Annotated in this window: 23 protein-coding genes; all 23 read right to left on the bottom strand. The window is 26.4% G+C overall.

Translation table 11 applies throughout. From position 1 onward, the window contains the following. Nucleotides 1-1,191: a DegT/DnrJ/EryC1/StrS aminotransferase family protein gene (locus CRV01_RS05425; protein WP_129007216.1), complete on the bottom strand. Its 1,191-nt coding sequence runs from the start codon at nucleotides 1,189-1,191 to the stop codon at nucleotides 1-3. Between the two features lie 4 nt (nucleotides 1,192-1,195). Further along, the gene (locus tag CRV01_RS05420) at nucleotides 1,196-2,176 is read right to left on the bottom strand and encodes an SDR family NAD(P)-dependent oxidoreductase (protein ID WP_258238320.1); all 981 of its coding nucleotides are present in this window, start codon (nucleotides 2,174-2,176) and stop codon (nucleotides 1,196-1,198) included. Then, nucleotides 2,169-3,341, bottom strand: a complete 1,173-nt coding sequence (gene lhgO, locus CRV01_RS05415) for an L-2-hydroxyglutarate oxidase (protein WP_129007214.1) — start codon at nucleotides 3,339-3,341, stop codon at nucleotides 2,169-2,171. The genes CRV01_RS05420 and lhgO overlap by 8 nt, the downstream gene beginning before the upstream one ends. Continuing rightward, nucleotides 3,342-4,430 (bottom strand): DegT/DnrJ/EryC1/StrS aminotransferase family protein, encoded by a 1,089-nt coding sequence (locus CRV01_RS05410; RefSeq protein ID WP_129007213.1) that lies wholly within the window; start codon nucleotides 4,428-4,430, stop codon nucleotides 3,342-3,344. It lies immediately after the preceding gene. Between the two features lie 9 nt (nucleotides 4,431-4,439). Then, complete coding sequence (locus CRV01_RS05405; RefSeq protein WP_129007212.1) at nucleotides 4,440-5,018, bottom strand: acyltransferase; 579 nt, start codon at nucleotides 5,016-5,018, stop codon at nucleotides 4,440-4,442. Next, nucleotides 5,018-5,983, bottom strand: a complete 966-nt coding sequence (locus CRV01_RS05400) for a Gfo/Idh/MocA family protein (protein ID WP_129007211.1) — start codon at nucleotides 5,981-5,983, stop codon at nucleotides 5,018-5,020. Before CRV01_RS05400 ends, CRV01_RS05405 begins: the two co-directional genes overlap by 1 nt. Nucleotides 5,984-5,985: 2 nt before the next feature. Then, nucleotides 5,986-7,260 (bottom strand): nucleotide sugar dehydrogenase, encoded by a 1,275-nt coding sequence (locus tag CRV01_RS05395; RefSeq protein WP_129007210.1) that lies wholly within the window; start codon nucleotides 7,258-7,260, stop codon nucleotides 5,986-5,988. Then, the gene (locus CRV01_RS05390; RefSeq protein ID WP_129007209.1) at nucleotides 7,257-8,270 is read right to left on the bottom strand and encodes an NAD-dependent epimerase; all 1,014 of its coding nucleotides are present in this window, start codon (nucleotides 8,268-8,270) and stop codon (nucleotides 7,257-7,259) included. The genes CRV01_RS05395 and CRV01_RS05390 overlap by 4 nt, the downstream gene beginning before the upstream one ends. 1 nt (nucleotide 8,271) lies before the next feature. Further along, nucleotides 8,272-9,477, bottom strand: a complete 1,206-nt coding sequence (locus tag CRV01_RS05385) for a glucose-6-phosphate isomerase (RefSeq protein ID WP_129007208.1) — start codon at nucleotides 9,475-9,477, stop codon at nucleotides 8,272-8,274. Next, nucleotides 9,474-10,223: a hypothetical protein gene (locus CRV01_RS05380; protein ID WP_129007207.1), complete on the bottom strand. Its 750-nt coding sequence runs from the start codon at nucleotides 10,221-10,223 to the stop codon at nucleotides 9,474-9,476. Before CRV01_RS05380 ends, CRV01_RS05385 begins: the two co-directional genes overlap by 4 nt. A gap of 9 nt (nucleotides 10,224-10,232) precedes the next feature. Beyond that, nucleotides 10,233-11,456, bottom strand: a complete 1,224-nt coding sequence (locus CRV01_RS05375; RefSeq protein ID WP_129007206.1) for a nucleotide sugar dehydrogenase — start codon at nucleotides 11,454-11,456, stop codon at nucleotides 10,233-10,235. Between the two features lie 174 nt (nucleotides 11,457-11,630). Beyond that, on the bottom strand, nucleotides 11,631-12,251 hold the full coding sequence (locus CRV01_RS05370; protein WP_129007205.1) for a Wzz/FepE/Etk N-terminal domain-containing protein: 621 nt from the start codon (nucleotides 12,249-12,251) through the stop codon (nucleotides 11,631-11,633). 65 nt (nucleotides 12,252-12,316) lie between these two features. Further along, nucleotides 12,317-13,261 carry a glycosyltransferase family 9 protein gene (locus CRV01_RS05365; RefSeq protein ID WP_258238319.1) on the bottom strand — a complete coding sequence of 315 codons (945 nt, stop codon included), beginning with the start codon at nucleotides 13,259-13,261 and terminating at the stop codon, nucleotides 12,317-12,319. Further along, nucleotides 13,251-14,318, bottom strand: coding sequence for a hypothetical protein (locus CRV01_RS05360; RefSeq protein ID WP_129007204.1), 1,068 nt, complete (start codon nucleotides 14,316-14,318; stop codon nucleotides 13,251-13,253). The genes CRV01_RS05365 and CRV01_RS05360 overlap by 11 nt, the downstream gene beginning before the upstream one ends. Then, a complete protein-coding gene (locus tag CRV01_RS05355) occupies nucleotides 14,311-14,925 on the bottom strand; it encodes a YrbL family protein (protein WP_164970015.1) in 615 nt (204 codons plus the stop codon). Before CRV01_RS05355 ends, CRV01_RS05360 begins: the two co-directional genes overlap by 8 nt. A 14-nt stretch (nucleotides 14,926-14,939) precedes the next feature. Beyond that, a complete protein-coding gene (locus CRV01_RS05350; protein WP_129007202.1) occupies nucleotides 14,940-15,530 on the bottom strand; it encodes a YrbL family protein in 591 nt (196 codons plus the stop codon). Further along, nucleotides 15,523-16,464, bottom strand: a complete 942-nt coding sequence (locus CRV01_RS05345) for a glycosyltransferase family 9 protein (RefSeq protein ID WP_129007201.1) — start codon at nucleotides 16,462-16,464, stop codon at nucleotides 15,523-15,525. Before CRV01_RS05345 ends, CRV01_RS05350 begins: the two co-directional genes overlap by 8 nt. After that, nucleotides 16,464-17,210: a lipopolysaccharide kinase InaA family protein gene (locus tag CRV01_RS05340; RefSeq protein WP_129007200.1), complete on the bottom strand. Its 747-nt coding sequence runs from the start codon at nucleotides 17,208-17,210 to the stop codon at nucleotides 16,464-16,466. The genes CRV01_RS05345 and CRV01_RS05340 overlap by 1 nt, the downstream gene beginning before the upstream one ends. 66 nt (nucleotides 17,211-17,276) lie before the next feature. Beyond that, nucleotides 17,277-18,374 carry a glycosyltransferase family 4 protein gene (locus tag CRV01_RS05335; RefSeq protein WP_129007199.1) on the bottom strand — a complete coding sequence of 366 codons (1,098 nt, stop codon included), beginning with the start codon at nucleotides 18,372-18,374 and terminating at the stop codon, nucleotides 17,277-17,279. After that, nucleotides 18,364-19,107: a glycosyltransferase family 2 protein gene (locus tag CRV01_RS05330; RefSeq protein ID WP_129007198.1), complete on the bottom strand. Its 744-nt coding sequence runs from the start codon at nucleotides 19,105-19,107 to the stop codon at nucleotides 18,364-18,366. Before CRV01_RS05330 ends, CRV01_RS05335 begins: the two co-directional genes overlap by 11 nt. Further along, nucleotides 19,091-20,338 carry an O-antigen ligase gene (locus tag CRV01_RS05325; RefSeq protein WP_129007197.1) on the bottom strand — a complete coding sequence of 416 codons (1,248 nt, stop codon included), beginning with the start codon at nucleotides 20,336-20,338 and terminating at the stop codon, nucleotides 19,091-19,093. The genes CRV01_RS05330 and CRV01_RS05325 overlap by 17 nt, the downstream gene beginning before the upstream one ends. Further along, complete coding sequence (locus CRV01_RS05320; protein WP_129007196.1) at nucleotides 20,335-20,961, bottom strand: HAD family hydrolase; 627 nt, start codon at nucleotides 20,959-20,961, stop codon at nucleotides 20,335-20,337. The genes CRV01_RS05325 and CRV01_RS05320 overlap by 4 nt, the downstream gene beginning before the upstream one ends. After that, on the bottom strand, nucleotides 20,958-23,264 hold the full coding sequence (gene kdsB, locus CRV01_RS05315; protein ID WP_129007195.1) for a 3-deoxy-manno-octulosonate cytidylyltransferase: 2,307 nt from the start codon (nucleotides 23,262-23,264) through the stop codon (nucleotides 20,958-20,960). Before kdsB ends, CRV01_RS05320 begins: the two co-directional genes overlap by 4 nt. Between the last annotated feature and the right edge of the window lie 9 nt (nucleotides 23,265-23,273).

The raw sequence follows: 23,273 nt of genomic DNA, 5'->3' as shown, positions 1-23,273 counted from the left end.
CTATTTTAAAGCCTCTTTTATATTTGAAATCACATAGTTAAATTCTTCCTCAGACATACCAGCATAAAGAGGTAAGGCAATAGATAGCCTATCTGCAGCATAACTCATAAGGAAATCTTCATCACTAAAACTATTTTTATTTTTATAATAACCTAAGGTATGTACAGCGTGTGTTCCTTGTCTTGTAGCAATAGTCATATCTTCTAACTTTTCCATAAAAATATTTCTTTTTATATTTATTCTATCTATTTGTTCTTTAGTAAGAGTAGCAATATCTTCTCCATCCGTAAAAATACAAACATATGATTGATATCCATGTTTATAATTTTCTGGAGTAAAAGGAGTTATAAGTTGAGATATATCTTTTAATGCTTCATCATATTTTGAAGCAACTTCTCTTCGTCCATTCATGATATATTCTTTTTTATTCATTTGACAAACACCAAGTGCACCTTGCATATCCGTCATTCTATAGTTGTATCCTCTCATAGTAAAGTCAGGTAATAAAGAACCACCTTTCTCTTTGTGTCTCTGAAGGTCTGATTTACTTGCTCCATGGTCTTTTAGTTGAGATACTTTATTTGCAATATCTTCATCACTGGTAATTAACATACCACCTTCCCCCGTACATATTGATTTTCTTGGATGAAAAGAAAAACAACCACAATCTCCAAAAGTACCAGAGTGTTTATCTCCTATCCAACCATCAAAACCACAAGCACTATCTTCAATAACTTTCAAGTTATATTTTTTAGCTAACTCCATAATATAAGGCATGTTTGCACAAAGTCCAAATAGATTTACTGGCATTATTGCTTTAATCGAAGTATCATTTTTTATCAAATCTTCTAATTTTGTTTCATCAATATTAAATGTTTTTAAATCAATATCACAAAATACAACTTCTGCACCTGTATATTCAACTGCATTTGCACTTGCCACATAAGTAAAAGAAGGAACAATTACTTTATCTCCTCTTTTAATACCTATCGCTTCTAGACCTAAATGAAGGGCTGTTGTACAACTTGTTGTAGCATGAGAATATTTTGCTTTTGTAAAATCACTAAATATTTCTTGAAATTTAGCTACATTTGGACCTTGAACTACCCAACCTGTATCAAGAGGTTTAACCATAGCTTCTTTTTCTTCATCACCAAATATTGTTTTTGTAATAGGAATATTCATTTTCATAGTATTAACCTCTAATCCCTTTTTCTTCTCTCCAAGTTATAAGTTTATTAAGTCCTTCTTCTAAAGAGTATTTATATTTAAATCCTAACTCTTTTTCTGCTTTTTTTCTTGATCCAATTCTATTTTGAACTAATTGTCTTGCATCATCTTCGCTATAAGGGATATAGTTGATTTTTAGATTAGATTCTTTTAACTTTAACATTGTTTCGCATAGTGTTTTAATAGTAGTTTGGATTTCTGTTCCCACATTGTAATATCCAAGTTTCACGTCTGATTTAGCTGCTGCAATATTACATCTTGCTATATCTTCAACATAAATAAAATCATACGCTTGACTTCCATCTCCATTTACAGTAGGTTCTTCATTTCTATCAATTTTATTTAAAACAATTGGAACTACTCCACTATAAACTGCATGTTGGTCTTGTCCAGGACCATAAACATTCATATATCTAAGTCCTACAATTTCTAAACCATATCTATCATTATAAGCTGTACACATAGCTTCTCCAGCTATTTTTGTTGCACCATAGAAATTTTTATTATTAAAAGGATGATCTTCTGTCATTGGAACTTGTACTGCATCTCCATAAACAGAAGCAGAAGAACTATAAATTAGCTTTTTAACTTTATGTTTTACACAAGCTTCTAATACATTAAAAGTACCTGCAATATTTACATCAAATGCTGTTCGTGGAAAATCTTTACAATGCAAAAGCCACATAGCAGCTAAATGAAATACATAATCTACACCTTCCATAGCTTTATCTAAAACATCAATTTCTCTTACATCACCACCATAAGGGAAAATCGAGCATCTTGAATCTTTTAAACTATCTTCAAGATTTTCCATTTTACCTCTAGTAAAATTATCATAAATAATAACTTCCTTTACAGGTTCTTTTAACAATTCACTTACAACAAATCCTCCAATAAAACCTGCTGCACCTATCACTAAAACTTTTGCATTTTCTAATTTATTCATTATTATTTCCTTTATTTTTTTCAATTTCATTAACTACATATTTTGCAAATGCAAAGCTACAAGTAAAAGCAGGGCTTACAGCATTTAAAATATGAGTTGATTTTTTATCATGCTCAAGCACAAAATCTTGAACTAATTCATTTGTTTTTTTATCTAATAACTGTGCTCTTATTCCAGCAGGAATTGGTTCAAAATTATCTCCAATTTTTTTAACCATATCTTTTGCTTTTTGAATAAAAATATGTGATCGATAGTTTTTCATTTCTTCAATTGCTAGCTTTCTAAAGTTAAAACTATTTTGAATAAATAGCTTTGTTTCGAAGTATAATATTTCAATCATTTCTTTAAAATTAAAATTTGCAAACCCTTTATAATTTTCTCTCCAAAAAGCTGGAATAGCAGTAGGTCCTATTTTTATACTTCCATCTACTGTAATTGTATAATGAACACCTAGAAAAGGATTTGCTAAATTTGGAACAGGATATATATTTGTTTTAATATCACTTTTATTTGTTGTATATTTTAGATAAATTCCTTTAAAAGGAAGTAAAGTATAATCTTTTGCTAAACCAAATTTTTGAGCAATCTTATCTGCATATGCTCCTGCACAATTAATTAAATATTTATATTTTAAAGTACAATCATCAAAAGGAGTATTAAAATAAAAATTTATTCCTTTTTCTTTTAAAACATCTTTTAATTTAAAACAAACATCTTTTGGATCTACACTTGCTGTATTTGGAGAAAAAAGTGCCTTTTTATAAGTTTTGATATTTGGATCAATTTTTAAAACTTCTTCTTCACTTATAATTTTTGTTTCAACTCCATTTGTTTCTGCTCTTTTTTGAAGTTGATATATCCCTTGAACTTCTTTTTCATTTTTTGAAACAACTATTTTCTGAGTTTCATTTACAAAAATATTATTCTTTTTACAAAACTCTTTCATTAGTCTATTTCCATCTACTGTAAATTTTGCTTTTAAACTATTTGCAGTGTAATAAAAACCTGCATGAAGAACTCCACTATTTCTTCCACTTGCATGTTTTGCTACATATTCTTCTTTATCAATAATAGCTATTTTTAAAGAAGAATTCCTTTCTTTTAACTCATAGGCAATTGTCATTCCAATAATACCTGAGCCTACTATTAAATAATCATATATCATTTACTTAATATTCTCACTAATATATTCTATTTCTTCATCTGTTAAATAAGGATTCATTGGTAAGCTCATAATCTCTTCTGAAACTATTTCAGAGATAGGGAAATCACTTTTTTTATATCCTAAATAATCAAAGCACTCTTGAAGATGTAAAGGCATAGGATAATGCACTGCTGTTGGTATACCTGTTTTTTTTAATTTTTCTTGTAAATTATCTCTATTTTTTACTCTTACTGAGTATTGTGCCCAAGCAGAAGTTGCATTTTTACCAACAAAAGGTAAAATCAAATCTTTTCCAGATAAAGCTTTTGTATATTTACTTGCAACTTCTTGTCTTAAAGTTAAATCTTTTTTATAATATTTTAATTTTACATTTAGAATTGCAGCTTGAATAGTATCAAGTCTTCCACCCATTCCAATATATTTATGATGATACCTTTTGCTTTGTCCATGAACTCTTAATGATTTCATTTTTTCTGCTAATTCTTCATTATCAGTAAATACTGCTCCTCCATCGCCAAAACATCCAAGTGGTTTTGCAGGGAAGAAAGAAGTAGTTGAAATATCACCCCATGCAGAATCTGTTATATTATTAAAAGTAGAACCAAAACTTTGTGCTCCATCAATTATCACTTTTAGATTATGTTTATTTGCAATATTTTGGATTTTTTCCATATCCGCTGGCTGTCCATAAATAGATACAGGAATTATTGCTTTAGTTTTAGAAGTAATTTTCTCTTCTATTAAATCTGGATTAATATTATAAGTTCTATCATCGATATCTACAAAAACAGGAACTGCTCCTAAAAAAGCAATTGTTTCAGCAGTTGCTATAAATGTAAAAGGTGTAGTAATTATTTCATCTCCAGGTTTTATATCAAGTGCCATCATAGCAAGAAGTAAAGCATCTGTACCTGAACTACATGAGATTGCATGTTTAGCACCGGTAAACTCTTGAAGTGACTCTTCTAGTTGAGTTATTTCTTCTCCCATAATATAGTTTGATTTATTTAATACATCTTGAATAGCTTCATCGATTTCTGTTTTGTATAATTGATATTGATCTTGTAGTTTTGCAAAATCTATTTTCACTAATTTTCCTTATTTCTCTAGTAATGAAACTTCATTATTTTCTAATTTATATTTCGTATTATCAAAAGTATCTACGGCAATGTTATTTTCATCAAAGTTTAATCTATTTCCAGAAATAGAAACCCAACCGATTTGCCTTGCAGGAACACCAACCATAAGTGCAAAATCTTTTACATCTTTATTTATTACAGAACCTGCTCCAACTAAAGCATATCTTCCAATAGTATTACCACAAACAACCGTTGCATTTGCACCAATTGAGCAACCTTTTTTTAAAAGTGTTATTTTAAACTCTTCTTTTCGTACTATAAAAGATCTGGGGTTAATAACATTTGTAAAAACCATTGAAGGTCCTAGAAAAACATCATCTTCTACTTCAACACCTTCATAAATAGAGATATTATTTTGAACTTTAACACCATTTCCAATATTTACTTTTGGTCCAACAACACAATTTTGTCCAAAAGAACAATTATAACCGATTGTTGTACCACTTAATACATGTGAAAAATGCCATATTTTAGTATTATTACCTATTTTTACATTATCATCTACATATGATGATTCATGTGCAAAATAATTAGACATTACATAATCTTTTTACAAAAAGGATGATAATCATCTTTTAATCCAATAGGTGTCATTTTTCTAATTTGAGAAACAATATCTATTGACCCATAAGCTTCTTCTAATCCAAATCCATTGCCAGCTAAGATTTCTTCATAAGATCTTGTATGTAAATCTTTAAATCCACCAGAAAACTCTATTTCCTCACCTTCAACAGTAATTGATCTAAATGTAGTTTGCCCTTGAGCTTTTACTTCTTCTGGAATGTAATCATAATTTACAGATAAAAACCATCTTACATTTGCATTTTTAAGTCTTAATAACCCTGCATTTGCATCTGGTTGTTTTAAGTGAACAATATTCTCTTTTACTTCACCAAAAATCCAAGATAACATATCATAAAAATGAACACCAATATTAGATGCGATCCCACCTGATTTTGATTCATCACCCTTCCAAGATACAAAATACCACTTTCCTCTACTTGTAAGGTAAGTTAAGTCTATATCATAAATCTTATTTGGATTTTGTTCTAACTCTTTTTGAACTTTTTCTCTTAATGCAATAATTGAAGGATGAAGTCTTAATTGTAGAATATTATTTACTCTTTTCCCTGTTTCTTCTTCTATTATTTTTAACTGATCAATATTGTGAGGATTTAGTACTAATGGCTTTTCACAAATTGCATCACAACCACTTTTAAGTGTAAATCTAATATGTGCATCATGAAGATAATTTGGAGTAGTAATTCCAATATAGTCTATTTTTTTCTCATTTTCTCTATGATACTTATCAATAAATCTATCAAACCTTTCAAATTCTGTAAAAAAACTCGCTTGAGGGAAATGAGAGTCCATAATTCCTATCCCATCATAAGGATCAAGTGCAGCAACTAATTCATTTCCTGTTTCTGTAATAGCTTTCATATGTCTTGGTGCAATATAACCAGAAGCACCTATAAGTGCAAATCTTTTTTTATTTGACATTTTTATAATCTCCATGTAGGGTTTTTCACAATCCCTTTAATATCTATTAATATTTTTTTTCCATTTGAAATTGAAGTATAATCAACCTCTGTTAATTTAATAAATTGTTGATGTGCCACTGCAATAATTATTGAATCATATTTTTTATCAGACTCAAATGGGTTTATAGCCATTAATTTATGCTGAAAATGATGTTTTGTTTCTTCTAAATCAACCCAAGGATCATAAATATCTACATTTGCCCCATATTCTCTTAATTCATCTACTATATCTGTAACTTTTGTATTTCTTAAATCTGGACAATTTTCTTTAAATGTTACTCCTAATATTAAAATATTGGAATCTTTTATTTTTTTATCATTTTTAATCATTTGTTTTACAGTTTGTTCAGCAATGTATTTTCCCATACCATTATTAATTTGTCTTGCACCTAAAATAAGGTTTGGTTTATAACCTAATTCTTCTGCTTTAAAAGTAAGATAATAAGGGTCTACACCTATACAATGCCCTCCAACTAAACCTGGCTTTAATTTAATAAAGTTCCATTTTGTAGCTGCTGCTTCTATTACTTCATTAGTATCTATTCCTACATTATCAAAAATAAGTGCCAATTCATTTATAAGAGCTATATTTACATCCCTTTGCGTATTTTCTATAACTTTTGCAGCTTCCGCAACTTTTATTGATGTAGCTTTAAAAGTGCCAGCTGTGATAATAGAAGAATATAGTTCATCAACAATTGTTGCTATTTCAGGTGTTGAACCAGATGTCACTTTAAGTATTTTTGTAACAGTATGTTCTTTATCTCCTGGATTAATTCTTTCAGGAGAATACCCACAAAAGAAATCATTATTAAACTTCATTCCAGATTCTCTTTCAAGTTCAGGAACACAAACTTCTTCTGTAACACCTGGATAAACAGTAGATTCATAAATAACAATATCATTTTTTTTAAGAATTTTACCAATCATCTGAGATGATTTTATAAGTGGCGTTAAATCTGGTCTATTTGAACTATCAATAGGTGTTGGTACAGTTACAATATAAACAGTACAATCTTTAATATCTTTAATATCTAATGAAAATTTCATACCATTTGAAAGAGCTTCTTTAACTTGACTTTCTGAAAGTTCAAATGTTCTATCATAACCTAAGTTTAATTCTTCTACTCTTGATTTATTAATGTCAAAGCCTATAACTTCATATTTTTTACTAAAAGCATGAGCTAAAGGTAATCCAACATAACCTAAACCTATAACACATATTTTTTTATTCATAGAATACCTTCTTTTTGAGAATAGTAACTTTTGTACCATTTAATAAATGTAGCTATCCCTTTAGAAAGTTTAGTATTTGGTTTATAATTAAAATCATTTACTAAATCACTTACATCTGCATATGTACTTTCTACATCACCATCTTGAATTGGCATAAAATTTTTTTGGGCTTCTTTTCCTATTGAATTTTCAAGAGTCTTAATAAACTCCATTAAGGATACAGGAGCATTATTGCCTATATTATATACTTTATAATCAGTTGGATTATCTATTACTTTTATTATACCATCAACAATGTCATCTATATATGTAAAATCTCTACTCATATTTCCATGATTAAATACTTTTATTGGTCTATTATTCGTAATTGCATCTGCAAAAATCATAGGTGCCATATCTGGTCTTCCCCATGGACCATAAACTGTAAAAAACCTAAGTCCTGTAGTTTTGATTCCATAAAGATGAGAATAAGTATGTGCCATTAATTCATTTGATTTCTTTGTAGCAGCATAAAGGCTTATGGGAGTATCAGTTTTATCAGTAGTTTTAAATGGTTGAGATTTATTTAGTCCATATACAGAAGAAGAAGAAGCATAAGATAAGTTCTTTACATCATAATTTCTGCAAGACTCAAGTATATTCATAAACCCTACCACATTCGATTGAATATAAGCATGAGGATTTTCTAGCGAGTATCTTACTCCTGCTTGAGCTGCTAAATTACATACAGCATCAAACTTTTCATTTTCAAAAAGTTTATTCATTGCTTCTTTATCTTCTAGATTTATTTTAATAAATTTATGTTGTGAAAAAATTGAAGATTGAATCAATTTATTTTCTTTAATTTCATTTTTATCTATTCCAAGTTCATTCAATCTTGCATATTTAAGATTTACATCATAGTAGTCATTAATATTATCTAACCCTACTACTTTATCTCCTCTTTCAAGAAGTTTTTTTGTTAAATGAAAACCTATAAAACCTGCTGTACCCGTTACTAATATTTTCAAGTTATACTTCCTTCTTTAAACTTTTTTTTAAAATAATTTTTCCAGCTTCTACACCTGGTTGATCATATGTATTTATTTGAACAAAACTTCCAACGATAGAAGTTAATAACTCATAGGTAAACATAAGTTTTCCTATATTATACTCATCTTGAGATTGAATTGTAATTACATCAAATGGTACATCTTTTAAATCTTCAATTGCTTGAATAGTTGAATCTGCTTGTTTATTTATTAAATCTTTAAACTTGATTTCATTTAGATAATCAAGTTCTTCTAATCCTTTTAATGAAAGATTAGGGATAGTTAAATCATCATTGAAATCTTCAATTTTAATAAAAGTAACTGTTTTATCTCTTTTACCTTCCATTATAAGTTGTAAAAAAGAGTGTTGATCAATTGGACCTAAAAGTCCCACAGGTGTTAAGGCTTGTTTGGTTCCATTTATATTTATTTTTCCTAAACTTTCACCCCAAAGTTGAACATACCATTTATTAAAACCATCAAGTAAGGATGAGTATGAAAAAACAACATTTATATTAAATCTATTTTTATTTTCAACTATAAATCTTGCTTTTTCCATAATAATATTGTAATAATCCTCTTTAGAGAAAAAACTATTATAAATATCTTTGCATCCTTCTAATAATTTATCTATGTCTAAACCCATAATTGAAAGGGGTAGTAAACCTACATTTGAAAAAACAGAGAATCTCCCACCTACATTTTTAGGGATATCAAATATTTTTATATTTCTTGATTTTGCAAAAATACTTAATTTACTATCAGTTTCAGTGATGCATACAGTGTTTTTATTAGTTAACTCTATCTTAGAAGACAAGTATTTTAAAATAGATATTGTCTCAATTGTTGTTCCAGACTTAGAGATAATTATAAATAAAGCATCATCTAAATCAATCTTTTTTACTCTTCTTTGTAAATCAATAGGATCAGTTGATTCTAAAAAATGAAGCTTTTTATCATTTTCTTTATTTTTCAAAAATTCATGAATTGCAAAAGTACCTAAAGAACTTCCACCAATACCAACTACTACAATGTGTTGTTGCTTTACAGTTGTTGAAAATTCTTTTATCTCTTTTGTATCTTGAAAAGGAAGGTTATAATAACCTATAGATTCTTTCTCTTTTTTGATTTTTTCAAAAATAGTATCATTTGATTTTATTTGATAAAAGCTTTTTTGATATTTCACTTTTTTTCCTCAATCTCTTCTATTTTGTGTTCAATAAAGTTTGAAATTGCATCTTTAATATTTTCTAATTTATTTGGATTACCTTGAAGTCTATCAAAGTGCTTTTCTATATTTTCATTTTCTTTAATTTTTAGTTCTGCTATCTTTTCACAGATATCTAAAAATACGCTATAAGGAACATCATCACCTCTTTTTAAAAAGTGAATTGATCTTTGTAAGGAAACAAAAGGATTTACACTAACTTTACAAAGGTTATTTACTCTAGTATTTATATAAGTAATAAACTCTTGTCTCATTTCACAAGAAACCACAGTAAGAAGTCTTTTTTTTGTATTGTAAATACACTCAAAAGCAACTTTTGTAGAATCAAAATCAAAACCATCGACAAGTTCTTGCAAGCTTGCATTTTTAAACTTCTCTCTAAAAACTAATTGATAAATATCGTTTTTGTATCTATATGTATAAGAATTATTTTCATACTCAAAATAATCTTTGTTTAAAGCATTATTAAGAGTTTCTCTATCTTCTGACATAGGAAAAATCATATCTAAATCTCTAAAACTATCTGATTTAATACATGAACCAGCTAAATACAAAGAAATCTCTTCTTTTTCAATTGGTTCTATTAAAAGTCTTTGAAAAAATTCATTAAGTTTTAGTACTATATTATCAAGTCTATAATCAAAAGCTAAGGCTTGGTCATAAGATAAGATATCTTGATAATTTTTCCAAAAGTCGTAAATCAAAAAAAATCCTTAGCTATCTGAATTAAATATATCTCTTGTGAAAATTTTTTCTTCCACATCAGCAATATCTTCTGAAATTCTATTTGCAACTATCACACTTGCATCTTTTTTAAATTCATCTAAATTCTTATAAACTTTTGAATTAAAAAATGATTCATCTTCAAGATTTGGTTCATAAATAATTATTTCAATACCTTTTGCTTTAATTCTTTTCATAATACCTTGTATAGCACTTGATCTAAAATTATCACTTCCACTTTTCATTACAAGTCTATATATACCAACTTTTTTATTAGTATCTATATTTATGGGATTCTTTGCTGTTAGATGAAGTTTTTTAATAATACTTTCTGCTATAAAATCTTTTCTAGTAGTATTTGATTCAACTATTGCACCTATTAAATTTGATGGTACATCTTCATAATTTGCTCTTAATTGCTTTGTATCTTTGGGTAAACAATATCCACCATAACCAAAAGATGGATTATTGTAGTGCATACCAATTCTTGGGTCAAGTCCAATACCCTTGATAATCTGTTCAGTATTTAATCCATGACTTAAAGCATATGAATCAAGTTCATTAAAATAGGCAACTCTCATTGCTAAATAAGTATTTGCAAAAAGTTTAATAGCTTCAGCTTCCGTTGAATCAGTGAATAAAATATCAATATTCTCTTTTATTGCACCTTGTGCTAAAAGATTAGCAAATATATCTGCTCTTTCAGTCTTTTCACCAACTATTATTCTTGAAGGATATAAATTATCAAAAAGAGCTTTTCCCTCTCTTAAGAATTCGGGAGAAAAAACTATATTAGTTGTATCAAATTGTTCTCTTAAATTTTTTGTGTACCCAACTGGAATAGTTGATTTTATAATCATTGTTGCATTTGGATTTATTTCTAAAACATCTGTAATAACATATTCTATTGACTTTGTATTAAAATAGTTTGTTTCTGGATCATAATCTGTAGGAGTTGCAATCACTACATAATCAGCACCTTTGTAGGCTTCGTTTTTATCAAGAGTTGCTTTAAAATTTAAATCATCTTTTAGTAAATATTCTTCTATTTCTTTATCTTCAATTGGAGATTTTTTATTATTCAATAATTTTACTTTTTCTGGAACTATATCTAAAGCTACTACTTCATTGTGTTGAGACAGAAGTAACCCGTTAGATAAACCAACATATCCTGTACCTGCTATTGCAATTTTATATGATTTATTATTAAGCATTAATAATCTTATCCTTGATATTATCTGTAATTTTATTTTAATATTTTAGCTATATTCTTCTTACAAGTTTGTTATAGTATATTCTTTTAAAACTATTATTTAATATGATTATTCCAAATTGAAACCTATGCTAATCATATGTATTTATTTCAAGTTATAATAACTTTGAAAATCTCAATTAAAGTTTTTTTTCTTTTTCATATCTTTAATAAATTTTAAGAAAAACACTAGAATTATAGAAAAAATAAACCCAAATAAAAAAGTAACTAAAACAATAAGTTTTTTATTTGGTTTATTTATAGAGTCCTCTTCTATTTTTATACTTCCAATTTTTTTAGTAGATATAAACTCACTATACATTTTTAATTTTTCTTTTTGATTTTTAACTAAGTCATTATAAATATTTTCAATTTTATCTTTAATATCAGTTTTAGAATAATATTTTGCATTTATAACTATAAGTGAATTAGCAGAACGTGGAATAGAAACTTCTATACCCGTTTCAGTTTTCTTTTTAGGTGTTTGTTCAATATTATATTCTGATTCAATTAAGTATTTTAAATTATAGGGATTATCAATTAACTCTAAAGAAGATTGTGTTTTAATTTCACCTATTTTTATTAAAAGAGAACCTTTATATATAGGTTTAGGATTTAATAACATCACATAAACAATTGAAAAGATTGTAGTTAAACTTGTCAAAATAATAATAAACTTTTTATATGACCATAATGTTTTAAGTAATTCTCTTAAATCAATCTCATCTTCTGAAATATATTCTCTATTTTCAGGCATAAGTCTCCTAAATTGTAGTAATAAAATATATTATACTCTATTAAAATAATATTACTTTTAAATTACTACAAAACTTTTAAAACATCTTGTGCAGTTATGAACTTCATACAATTATGATGTTTAAGTGGACAGGTCCTTTTCATACAAGGTGCACACTCTAAGTTTTTTGTTATTATATTTTCATTTGGATTATTCCATTGATTTGTTTCTTTAAATCTTGTTGGTCCAAAAATAGCTGCAGTTTTTACCTTATATGCTGCTGCAACATGCATAGGACCAGAATCATTGGTTATAAAGATATCTAAACCTGCTATTTTTTCTATAAGTTCTGGTATTGTAGTTTTTCCTGCAAGATTTTGATAGCTTTTAATTTCATTTGCTAAAAGTATTGCTTCAATATCATTTGCAATATCAGTTTCAGAAGGTCCACCAAAGATAACTATATCATGAGTTTTTGACATTTCAATTGCTACTTTTGCAAATTCTTCTGGGTACCATCTTTTTGCACTTCCATATGTAGCTCCTGGATTTATTCCAAGAGTTGGTTTAGTGTATTTATAAGCAGGAAAATATAGTTTTAAGTCTCCTGCTTTATTATCTAATTTTAAAACATAGTTTACAAAATCATTGTATCTAAGAACTTGATGTATTTGTTTTTTCTGTAGCCTTTTATAATTAAACTTTTTCTTTGCATCTACAAAGAACATCATAAGTTTTGAAGAGAAACTTCTTCTAAAAGAAAGGGCTAAATCAACTTTTCCTATTTCTTTAGCTAATTTATAAAGATTTAAATATCTATTTCCTTCTTTTTTTGTATCATCAACTATAACTTTCTCTATGTTTTTAAAGTTACCTAACGCTTGAGTTGAAACAAAAGAGCCAAGAAGAGTTATCTTTGCGTTTGGATAAGTTTTTATCAAGTTTTGTATAGCAGGAGTTGTCATTATTGCATCACCAAGCCAAGTTGGTATCTCTATAAATATTTTTTCAATCTTCATTTTATTTTTCATTCAAGAACTCTTTTAACGCATAAAATTGTTGCAATTTCACTATTTTACCATCTCTATTATCAACTAAACCATAACCAGGGGCTATAAGTTGATGCCAAAAAACTTTTTGTATTTTTTTACTTTTTTTTGCAGTTTCTAAATATTCAAGCATATATTTTGAGTATTCTTCGTTAGAAACACACTCATGTTCACTTGTTGGAGCAAAAGGAGCTGTATTTGAAAGGGGCCAATTAACTTCTGTAATATAAACCTCATCGTTTGTTTTAAATGAAAGTTTACATAAAGAATAAAGTAAATCAATCTTATTTTTTGTATCAAAAAAGCCATATTGAGTATTTGAAGGAGCTCCTCGTCTATCTACATATAATAAAGAACTTACCTTGTCATATTTTATATTATATAGATTAAACATTGCCCTTATATTATAGTAATATTCAAAATCTATTGTACTAGGTCCTATTAACTTCAAACCTTTATATTTTTCATCTCTTAAATCTTGAGTTATTTTAAAAACTTCTAAATACTCTTTTACAGCAAAAAATCCCCACTTAGCTCTATTTATAGTAGTTCCAATTTGATATTCACTTACAAAAGAACTAAACTTTGAAAATATAAGTTCTAAATCTTTTTTTAGAAGTTCTTTGTTCTCAATATGAGTTCTGTCTTGCATGATATTTAGTAAAATATTTTTAGGTGAGTTTTGATTAAAACTTTTTGCAAACTCTACATAAGAATCAATATTTTGCATATCCCAAAGAGGTATTCTAATAATAAGATTTTTAACACCAAGTTCTTCTATAAGTTCTTGTTGTATATTATTCCCATCATCTTTATCTAGATTTACTCCAAGTCCGATAAAGTCTTTATTTGAAAGTTCTTCCTTACCTCGAAATAGTTTCATGACTAAAATAGCAAGAGGCAAAATAAAAAATGAAGAAAAAAGCATTTTGATATAATCCAAAATATACTTCTTTCTCATAGTTTTTTTGTAAGTCTTATCTTTTATAACACTTGGTTGGTCAGAATACTTATCCCAAAAAAAGGGTGCGTTATTCACTTAATAACCTTGTCTTAGCTTCAATTCCTTGTTTAATCACTTTTTTATATCTACTGTCTAGTTTTTTTAACTGTTTTTTTACTTTATATTTTGTGAAAAGTTTTGAATATAAATACAATTTTGATTTAAGCCCCATTCTTTTTCCACCTATTCCATCAGTTAAAACTAATTTATAATTATCTTCTGAAATTTTTTGACAAAATACATTACTCAAAGCTACATCAACAAAAATAATACTATTTTCATGCAAATATTTTTTTAATTCATTTAAAAGTTCAATTTCAAGTTTTGAAGAAAGAAGACCATTCATTACAACATTTTTAAAAGATGTTGAAGTTTCACCATTATAATCTTTTATTCTTTCAAAAATGTAGCCTTCACCTAGATTTGTATGAACCTTCCCATAACATTTTGATAAATGAGAAAAAGGAATATCTTTTTTTTCTAAATATTTTAAATATTCATACTCTAATTCATTTTGATTTAAATTTTCCAAAGGTTTATAAACTACTTTTACTACCTTTGAATCATCTTCAGGATGTAAATAACATGCTCGTTCTCTACCTTTACCTAAATAATTTTTCTTATTTAAATTTATAAAGCTCAACTTATTTTTCCCTTTTATTTATAATAAGTACTATACTTTTTAAAGTTTTGAAAAAACTTTTTCCATTGTTTTTTTATTTTATATCTAGTAAATGTCTTAGAATAAAGATATGTATAAAATCTCCAATTTAATCTTCTTGCACCTAGTCCATCTATTATTACAAGTTTATATTTGTTTTCCATAAACTCTTGACAAAAAATATTACTTAAATCTACATCAATAAACAAAATATCATTTTGAAATAAATAGTCTTTTAACTCACTAACTAACTTGTCTTCTTCTTCTCTAGTAAATATTTTTTCTTCTAAAAAAAATTTAAAAGACTTAGATGGATTGTTATTATAATCTTTAAGTCTTTCGTAGATTAATCCCAAACCTAAATTAGTATTTATAAAACCATAACATTTAGTCAAATGGGTTAAAGGCTTATTTCTTTTCTGTAAAAAATTATAATACTTATATTCTAACTTATTTTGTTCATTGTGTTTTTCATTTCTATGAACAACTTTAATAACTTTATTTTCATCTTTTGGATGAATATAACAGTTTCTTTCACCACCTTTTGCTAAAAAATACTTTTTATTTAAAACTATTTTCTCACTCATGCAAAAGTTCCATTAAACAATTTTCTATTTCTTTATACTTTTCTTTTGAGTATTCACTTGAAAGCATAAAATTATTTTGATTTTCTTCTTCACTTATTGTTGCCCATCTTTTTGAACTAGCAAATAAAGAATCACCGAAAAATGAAATTGTCTTAGTATTTGTTGCCCCTGCAAGATGCATAGGACCAGTAGAAGTACTAATAAAAAGATAAGAAGATGCAATATATTTTGTAAATTCAAATAAAGGTATTTTTGAATCAAAAAGCTCAACTTTATCTTTTTCAGTAGAAGTAAGTCTTGAAAATATATACTCTTTTGATGATTTATCATCTGGTCCGAAAGTAAAAACAACTTTATATGAAGTTTGAGCTGCTTTTCTTGCAAGTTTTATATAATCATCTAAAGATAAATTTCCATCACTACTTCCTCCAAAGCCTGGATGCAATATCACTCTTTTTTTAGTTGCTTGATATGAAGTATGTGTTGTAATTACTGGTCTTGAGAAATCTAAACTAATATTAGGAAAAATTGCTTTTGCTAGATCTAGATTATATTGCCATTCAGTTTTTTCTACTTTACTTCTTCTTTGGGTTATTTTTTTTGTAAAGAATATCTGTGCTATTTTTGTAGCAGGAGCAACTCTAATTTTAATACCACTTTTAAAAAGAAGTTTTCCTAAAATAGTATCTATATAAGCACTAATACTAGCATCAAATTTTTTCTCTTTTATTTCAACTAATGTTTTATTTAAATTATCTTTATCAAATAAAATTACATCGTCTATAAAATCTATCTCTTTTGCAAGATCAAAATTTATTTTACTAACTAATACTGTAATTTTGGTTCTTGGATATTGTTCTTTTATAGCTTTAATTAAAGGCAAAGTTACAACAAAATCACCAATTTTATCATGTCTAGTAATAAGAAGATTCACTATTTTTTACCTCTAACTTTTCTTTTAAACTCTACAAATTCTTTTAGTTTTTTATCACATTTTCTTAAAATATTTATTGCTTGGTTTTTCTCAACTTTCGCTAGTTTTGCATAAGTAGTTGCTATTAAAATAATATCATCTTCATCTAACCAAAGTTTTGCAAAATTATCAAGTCCAGTTTCTAAATCAATAGTTTTAAATTCCATTCTATTTATATCTACAACTGAAAATTCATAACTATCATCTTTAATGGCTACTAAAGTATTTCCTGCTGAAAAATCTTTATGATATACATTATTTTTATGTAAAGAAAAAGTAAACTCTACAAACTCTTTTATAATCTCTTCTCTATTTTCTAGGGTCTTATTTCGAAGAGGTTCTCTAATTGTAAAATCATACTCATATTTTTTAGCTATAAAAAAACTCTCTTTAAATAAAAAGTTTCTATAAAATTCTATATATCCTATTGGTTCTGGTGTATTTAAACCTAAGCTTCTTAATTTTACTGCATTTTTATATGATTTTTTTGCCTTTGAATCTCTAAAATATGCGTAAACTATTTGATTTATTTTATTTGGTATTTTAAAAGCTTTTACTACTGTTTGTACATCGCCATAATTAATTATTTTTAACTCATTTCTTGCTTTGTGAATAGTATTTGAGTTTTCTTGGAAATATTTTTTTATATTTAATAAAAATTCTTTTGTATTTTTATATTGTTCATTTAGTTCAAATTTGAAGTTCAAGTTCTACCTTATAGTTTATCTATATTATTTTACTTAAAATTTATATATAAATTTATTAACAGTAAACTAAAGATACATAAAAAATTCAATTAATTTATTAAACTGTTTTTTATTATCAAAAAGCTCTTCTGCTTTTTTTTGACCTGCTTTTGCAAGATCTTTTCTTAAAGTTTCATCTTTATATAGCTTTTCTATCTTTAAAGCTAAATCTTCATGGTTTCCACTTTCAAATAGTAACCCAGTTTTTTCATCATCTATTATCTCTAAAACCCCACCAGAATTTGAGCCAATAACACAACTACCATTTCTCATAGCTTCAATGGTAACTAATCCAAAAGTTTCATTTCTTGAAGTCATTAAGACTACATCACAAGCTTGCATAAACTTATGTGGTTCTTTTGTAAAACCTACAAAAAAAACTTGTTCTTCTAAATTAAAATCTATAACTCTTTGTTTTAATTGCTGCAAATAATCTTCGCTCATAGGAGACCCTATAATATAAGCTTTGATATCTAAATCTTTTGCTTTTAAAAGCTTCATAGCTTCTATAAGTAAATGTTGTCCTTTAAACTCATTAATTCTTCCAACAAGTCCTAACATAAAAGAGTCTTCTACTAGTAATTCTTTTTTAAACTCTGCTATTTGCTCATCACTTAAAGCTTTGCTCTCATCTGCTCCAAGATATAAAGTTAAAGTTTTAGGTCTAATATTTTGAGGAATAAACTTTTTTATTTGCTCTTCTAAAGCTTTTGTAACACAAATAATTGTATCAATATTTTTATATAAAAATTTATGATAAAAATCACTTTTAAATCTTGTCATTGTCATATGTCTTGTTTGTACAATCTTTGGTTTTCTTTTTGAAAAGATTTTAGCAAGAACAACAATTGGAAGGTCTTTTGTCCAATGAAGATGAACAATATCAATATTTTGTTTATCAATGATTTTTGCTAATTTTAAAGATGCTCTTATAGAAAAGCTATTTTTCCTATTTATTTCAAACTTTTGAACATCTTGAATAAAATCTTTTAGTTTTGATTTTGAAGCAACTACACAAGAAACATCAAAACTCTTTGATAATTCATTTGTACATCTACTCATATAAAGTTCTAAACCACCTAAATCAGGAGATAAACAAACTTCTAAAATCTTTTTATTTGTCATTCTTTTGCATCTCAAGCATTAAAGCATATTTCATATAAGAGCTATATGCAGAAATCACAGCAACATTCCAACCATGAATCCCATGAAAAGCTCCACCTTTTAAAACTAAAGCTTTAAATAAAGCTCCTACTCCATGAATAAAAGGGTCTAAAGAGTTTGCTCTTTTTCCTGCATCATATGAGATTTGTGCTCCTCTTTTTATAAACTTTTCAGTAGTTCTAATCATATGAATATAATCTTCATAAGAGTAATGAAGCATATCAGCTTTTAAATCACAAATATTTTTAGCTTCAACCTTTGCATGACCTTTTAATTTTGAATATCCACACTTAGTTCTATTATAAAGTCTTGTTACTCTATCTGGATACCAAAGCTTAATAAAATTATCTCCTACATAAGTCTTTCTAGCAAAAGAGAACCCATCATACTTTGTATTATCTAAATCAAGTTTTCTAATCTCTTCAATTGCATTTAAATCTAATCTCTCATCAGCATCAATACTTAGTACCCAATCATATTTTGCAAGTGGCTCACCAAATGCTTTTTGAGGACCATCACCTAAATACTCTTGTTTTACAACTCTTGCACCTAAATTTTCGGCAATTTCACAAGTTCTATCAGTACTTAAAGAGTCAACTACTAAAACCTCATCACAAACTTCTTGTACTGATTTTATTACAGCCTCTATATTTTTTTCTTCATTTAATGTAATTATATTAGCTGTTATTTTCAATTTTTCCCTTTTTTATATCAATTGATTTTAGTGCAATTATAGCAAAAAGTAGAAAGAACAAAATATATACATAGTTTAAAGGCTTAACTGATAATGTTTTATTTGCAAAAGAATTAAAAAACAAACATAGAAAAACTGCTAAACTCAAGTAATAATATAATGGTTCTTTTTTTAGTTTATAAATCAATGTTGTAAAAGATAAAAATATTAAAAAATATCCAATTATACCATATGCTGTTAATATATCTATATGTTCACTATGAAAATGATTATATATTTTTGAATTATAGTTTTGGTCTTTTTCTTGTATCTCTTGTAATATAATTCTATTATCTTTAGGTCCAGTACCTAAAAGAGGGTCATCTTTAAATATTGCAATTCCTGCTTTATTAAAGTAAAGCCTTACTCCTACACTACCATTGTATTGATTTTGTAAAAAAACTTGTTGACTTTGATTGTAAGCTACTACAAACCTATCTAACTTGTTATTTTGATATAAAAAATTGATGCTTGAAGATACAATTATTAAAAATATAAGTATTAGTTTAAGATTAAATAAATACTTTTTTAAAGATATTATTAGAAATATAATAAAAATAAAAAGAAATGACAACTGTGCAGTTCTACTATTATTAATAAATAATGCAAAAAAGGACAAAAGTGCAACAATTAAAAATATTAACTTTTCTTTACTACTTTTAGCATATAAAGAAAACAATGAAGCTGTAAAAAATGCAATAACCATGTATTGTGTTGATATTAAATATCTTAAATGCCCAGTAGGATTAGATGACTGAAAACCATATACTTTAGAATTAAAAAAACCTAAATAAATCAAAATTGAATAGATTGAATAAAATCCAAGACTAAAAATCAATACTTTTATTCCTATAATTGCTTGCTCTTTATTCAATGAAACCAAAATTGCAGGTACAAACAAAAAATAATATTTATAAAATGTATTTATATGTTCTAAGCCCTCTGAAAAAGGATTACTCCAAAGTGTGCTTAGATAAATATATAAAATAAAAGCAAAAAAAAGAGAAATAGGAGTAAAAAAAGCATACTCTTTTATTTTTATTAATAAAGTTTTTTTATACTTAAATATTGCTAGTAATAAAAGCAATAATGATGAAACAGATAATTGTGACTTAGAAAAATGCAAAGGTGTTATGAATATATAAAAATATACATACATTAAAAACCAATTTGTTTTACTATAATTAATCAATTTACTATTTCCTCTAACTCTGAAATTGTATTTAAATATTCATCTTTTAATCTCAACTTTGGGTTATTAAACCCATAAAACTTTATTCCATTTATAGATGCTGCATTAAAATCATTTATACTATCGCCAATTAAAATTGATTCATCTAATATATATTTTTCTTTATTTAAAATATTTTTTACCAAATCATTTTTGTGTGTAGGCGAGCCTTCTATTGATTTAAAATATTTACTTAACCCTAATTGCTCACATAAAAATCTTAATTCATTTTGTTCAGAGCCTGAGACAATATGAAAAGTCATTTTTTTATAATTATTTCTGATGAAACTTACAGTTTCTGAGATTAAATATTTTTCATTAGGCAATTCAGATCTCATTATTTCAGAAAACTTTGTAGCATATTCTTGTATTTTTTCTTCTCTAATATCTTTATTTAAATATTTAGAATAAAAATATTTTATTTTATAAAATCTTGATAAGCCTGCATTTTCTTGATGAAATTTAATAAAATCTTCAACAATATCAAGTGGATATTCTTCTAATATTTTTCTAAAGCCATAATCTCTTATAGGCATCGAATCTAAAATAACTCCATCAAAATCAAAGAAAATAACTTTAATCAAATTTCATCCTTATAAGTTAAATAAGTTTTATCATTTTCCATCATTTTTCTAACTTTTTCTAAGTCATCTTGTGTATCAACACTTATTGCATTACTTTCCGTTTTAACAGCTTGTAAAACATATCCATATTCAATAATCTTATTTTGATCAGTAGTTTCTCTTTGATTCAATTCAGTTTCTTCAAATTCTAAAACAAACTTATCTAAAAACTCTTTCCAATATGAAACTATGTAAAAACCTTTCCACATAGGTTTTTTCTCTTCTCTTGCATCTGAAGGAATATCACTTCTTGATATAAACATAACTTCATCATTTCTATTAAGTACCATTTTTAAATTTGTTGTATTATTTCTTTCTTCATATGGAGTAACTAAAACTGAAGCATCTGCTCTTTTTGAATTAATAAGACCTTCTACTGATTCTTTAATATGTTTAGGTTCTAATAAAGGTTCATCTCCATTTATTAAGACAAAAATATCACCATTAACAGTTTTTGAAACTTCATGCATCCTTGCATTTCCATCTTGATGTTTTGTTGAAGTTAATATTGCTCTTCCACCATACTTTTCAACCTCTTTAACTATTGATTCATGATCTGTTGCAACTATTACTTCATCTAAAATATCTGATTTTAATGCCCTTTTTAAAACATGAATAACCATTGGTAAGCCACAAATATCTGCTAATTGTTTTCCTGGTAACCTTGTAGAAGCAAACCTTGAAGGGATAACTCCTACTATTTTTTGTTTTAGTTTTGATTTAAAAATTGAGTTTGTCAAAAACTTAATATCTATTTTTTTAGATAAGATTTTTAATCCACTAAGAATTTTTTCATTCAACTCATCGATTGCTTTATCTTCTACAATTTTATCAAATTCAGAATAGTTGTAGTTATCTAAATTTTTATCAAAGCCATCAACACCAGCAATTTCAACTTCTTTTTTTCCAATTTGGCATAAATAATTGATAAACATAACTGCCGAGTTATCATTATAATGTTCTTCTAAAGAAGATACTTTTTCAAAATCTATAACATAATCTAAAGAAAAAGATAAATTTGAAGTTGTTATTACCTTTATTCCATTTAACTCATCTTTAAATTCATAATATCTTTTTTCTGAATTAAAAAATACATAGTCTACATCAAGGTTTTCTGGAATATGATTTAATGAAACTATAATATATTTGTCTAAATTCTCTTTTATGTAATCTATTTTTTCATTTAATTTTTTTCCTGAACCAATAAGTAGTATATTTTTATTTCCTAAGTTTGGTTCATTTATTTTAATTCTTTTATTACTATTAAACTCAAGATAAATCTTTTCAATTACTGTTTTATTAAACTCAAACTTTTCATTATCAGGAATACCTTGTAATATATCTTTTATTTCATTTATATTTAAATGTTTTTTATTCAATAAAAAAGATGCATAGTTTGGATGACACTCTAAAGAAGCGGATAAAAAGTGTGCTAAAGAATAGCCCCAATTATTTTGTTTGTACAGTGAATTAAAATAGCTATCTATTAATTCAAGTATATAATTAATTTCATATTTGTTTTCAATCTTTTTATTTATATAGTCAGCTAATAACTCTGTATTTAAATTTCCAGCTCCTCTACCCATACCATAAATTGAAGAATCTATTATAATCTCTCTATACCTTGCAATCTCTATAAAATCTATTGCAATTGAATATGATAACTGCATATTGTTATGAGAGTGAAACCCTATTGCAATATTTTTTTCTAAATGTTCATTAAATAAATAATATAGCCTTCTAAAATCATCTTTAAACATTGAGCCTTGTGTATCTACAATATATATAGCTTTTGCATTTAAAGTATTAGCCTCTTTTATTAGATCAATTAATTCCAGCTCAGAATAGCTATTCGTAGAGATAGGTTGAATGAAAAGTTCATAACCTTTCTCAACAATGATTTTCATTTGAACTAATGCCTCTTCTAAATCTGATTTTCTAAAAGAGAATCTTATTCCATCAATTTTTACATCTTTTTTATTTGGTAAACTGTTTAAGTTAAATTTACCTAGCTCCACCATTACAACGCAACTACTATTGTGTTTTTCTACTTTTTCAAGTAATTTATCAATTTTATTGACGTTATTAAATCGTGTACAATTACTATTCTTTTCAATATCTTTATCTAAAAAACCACACTCTAAAATATCTACATTTGATTTTGCAAGCAATGATAATATTTCAATAATGTTTTTATCTTCAAAATTCCAATTATTAATATAACCACCATCTCTTAATGTGCAGTCAAGTACATTTATATTCAATACCTATCC

The sequence above is a fragment of the Arcobacter sp. CECT 8983 genome, assembly GCF_004118855.1.
Lineage (GTDB): Bacteria > Campylobacterota > Campylobacteria > Campylobacterales > Arcobacteraceae > Halarcobacter.
Note: the sequence above shows the minus strand (reverse complement) of the source record. Positions and strands in the feature narration are given on the sequence as shown.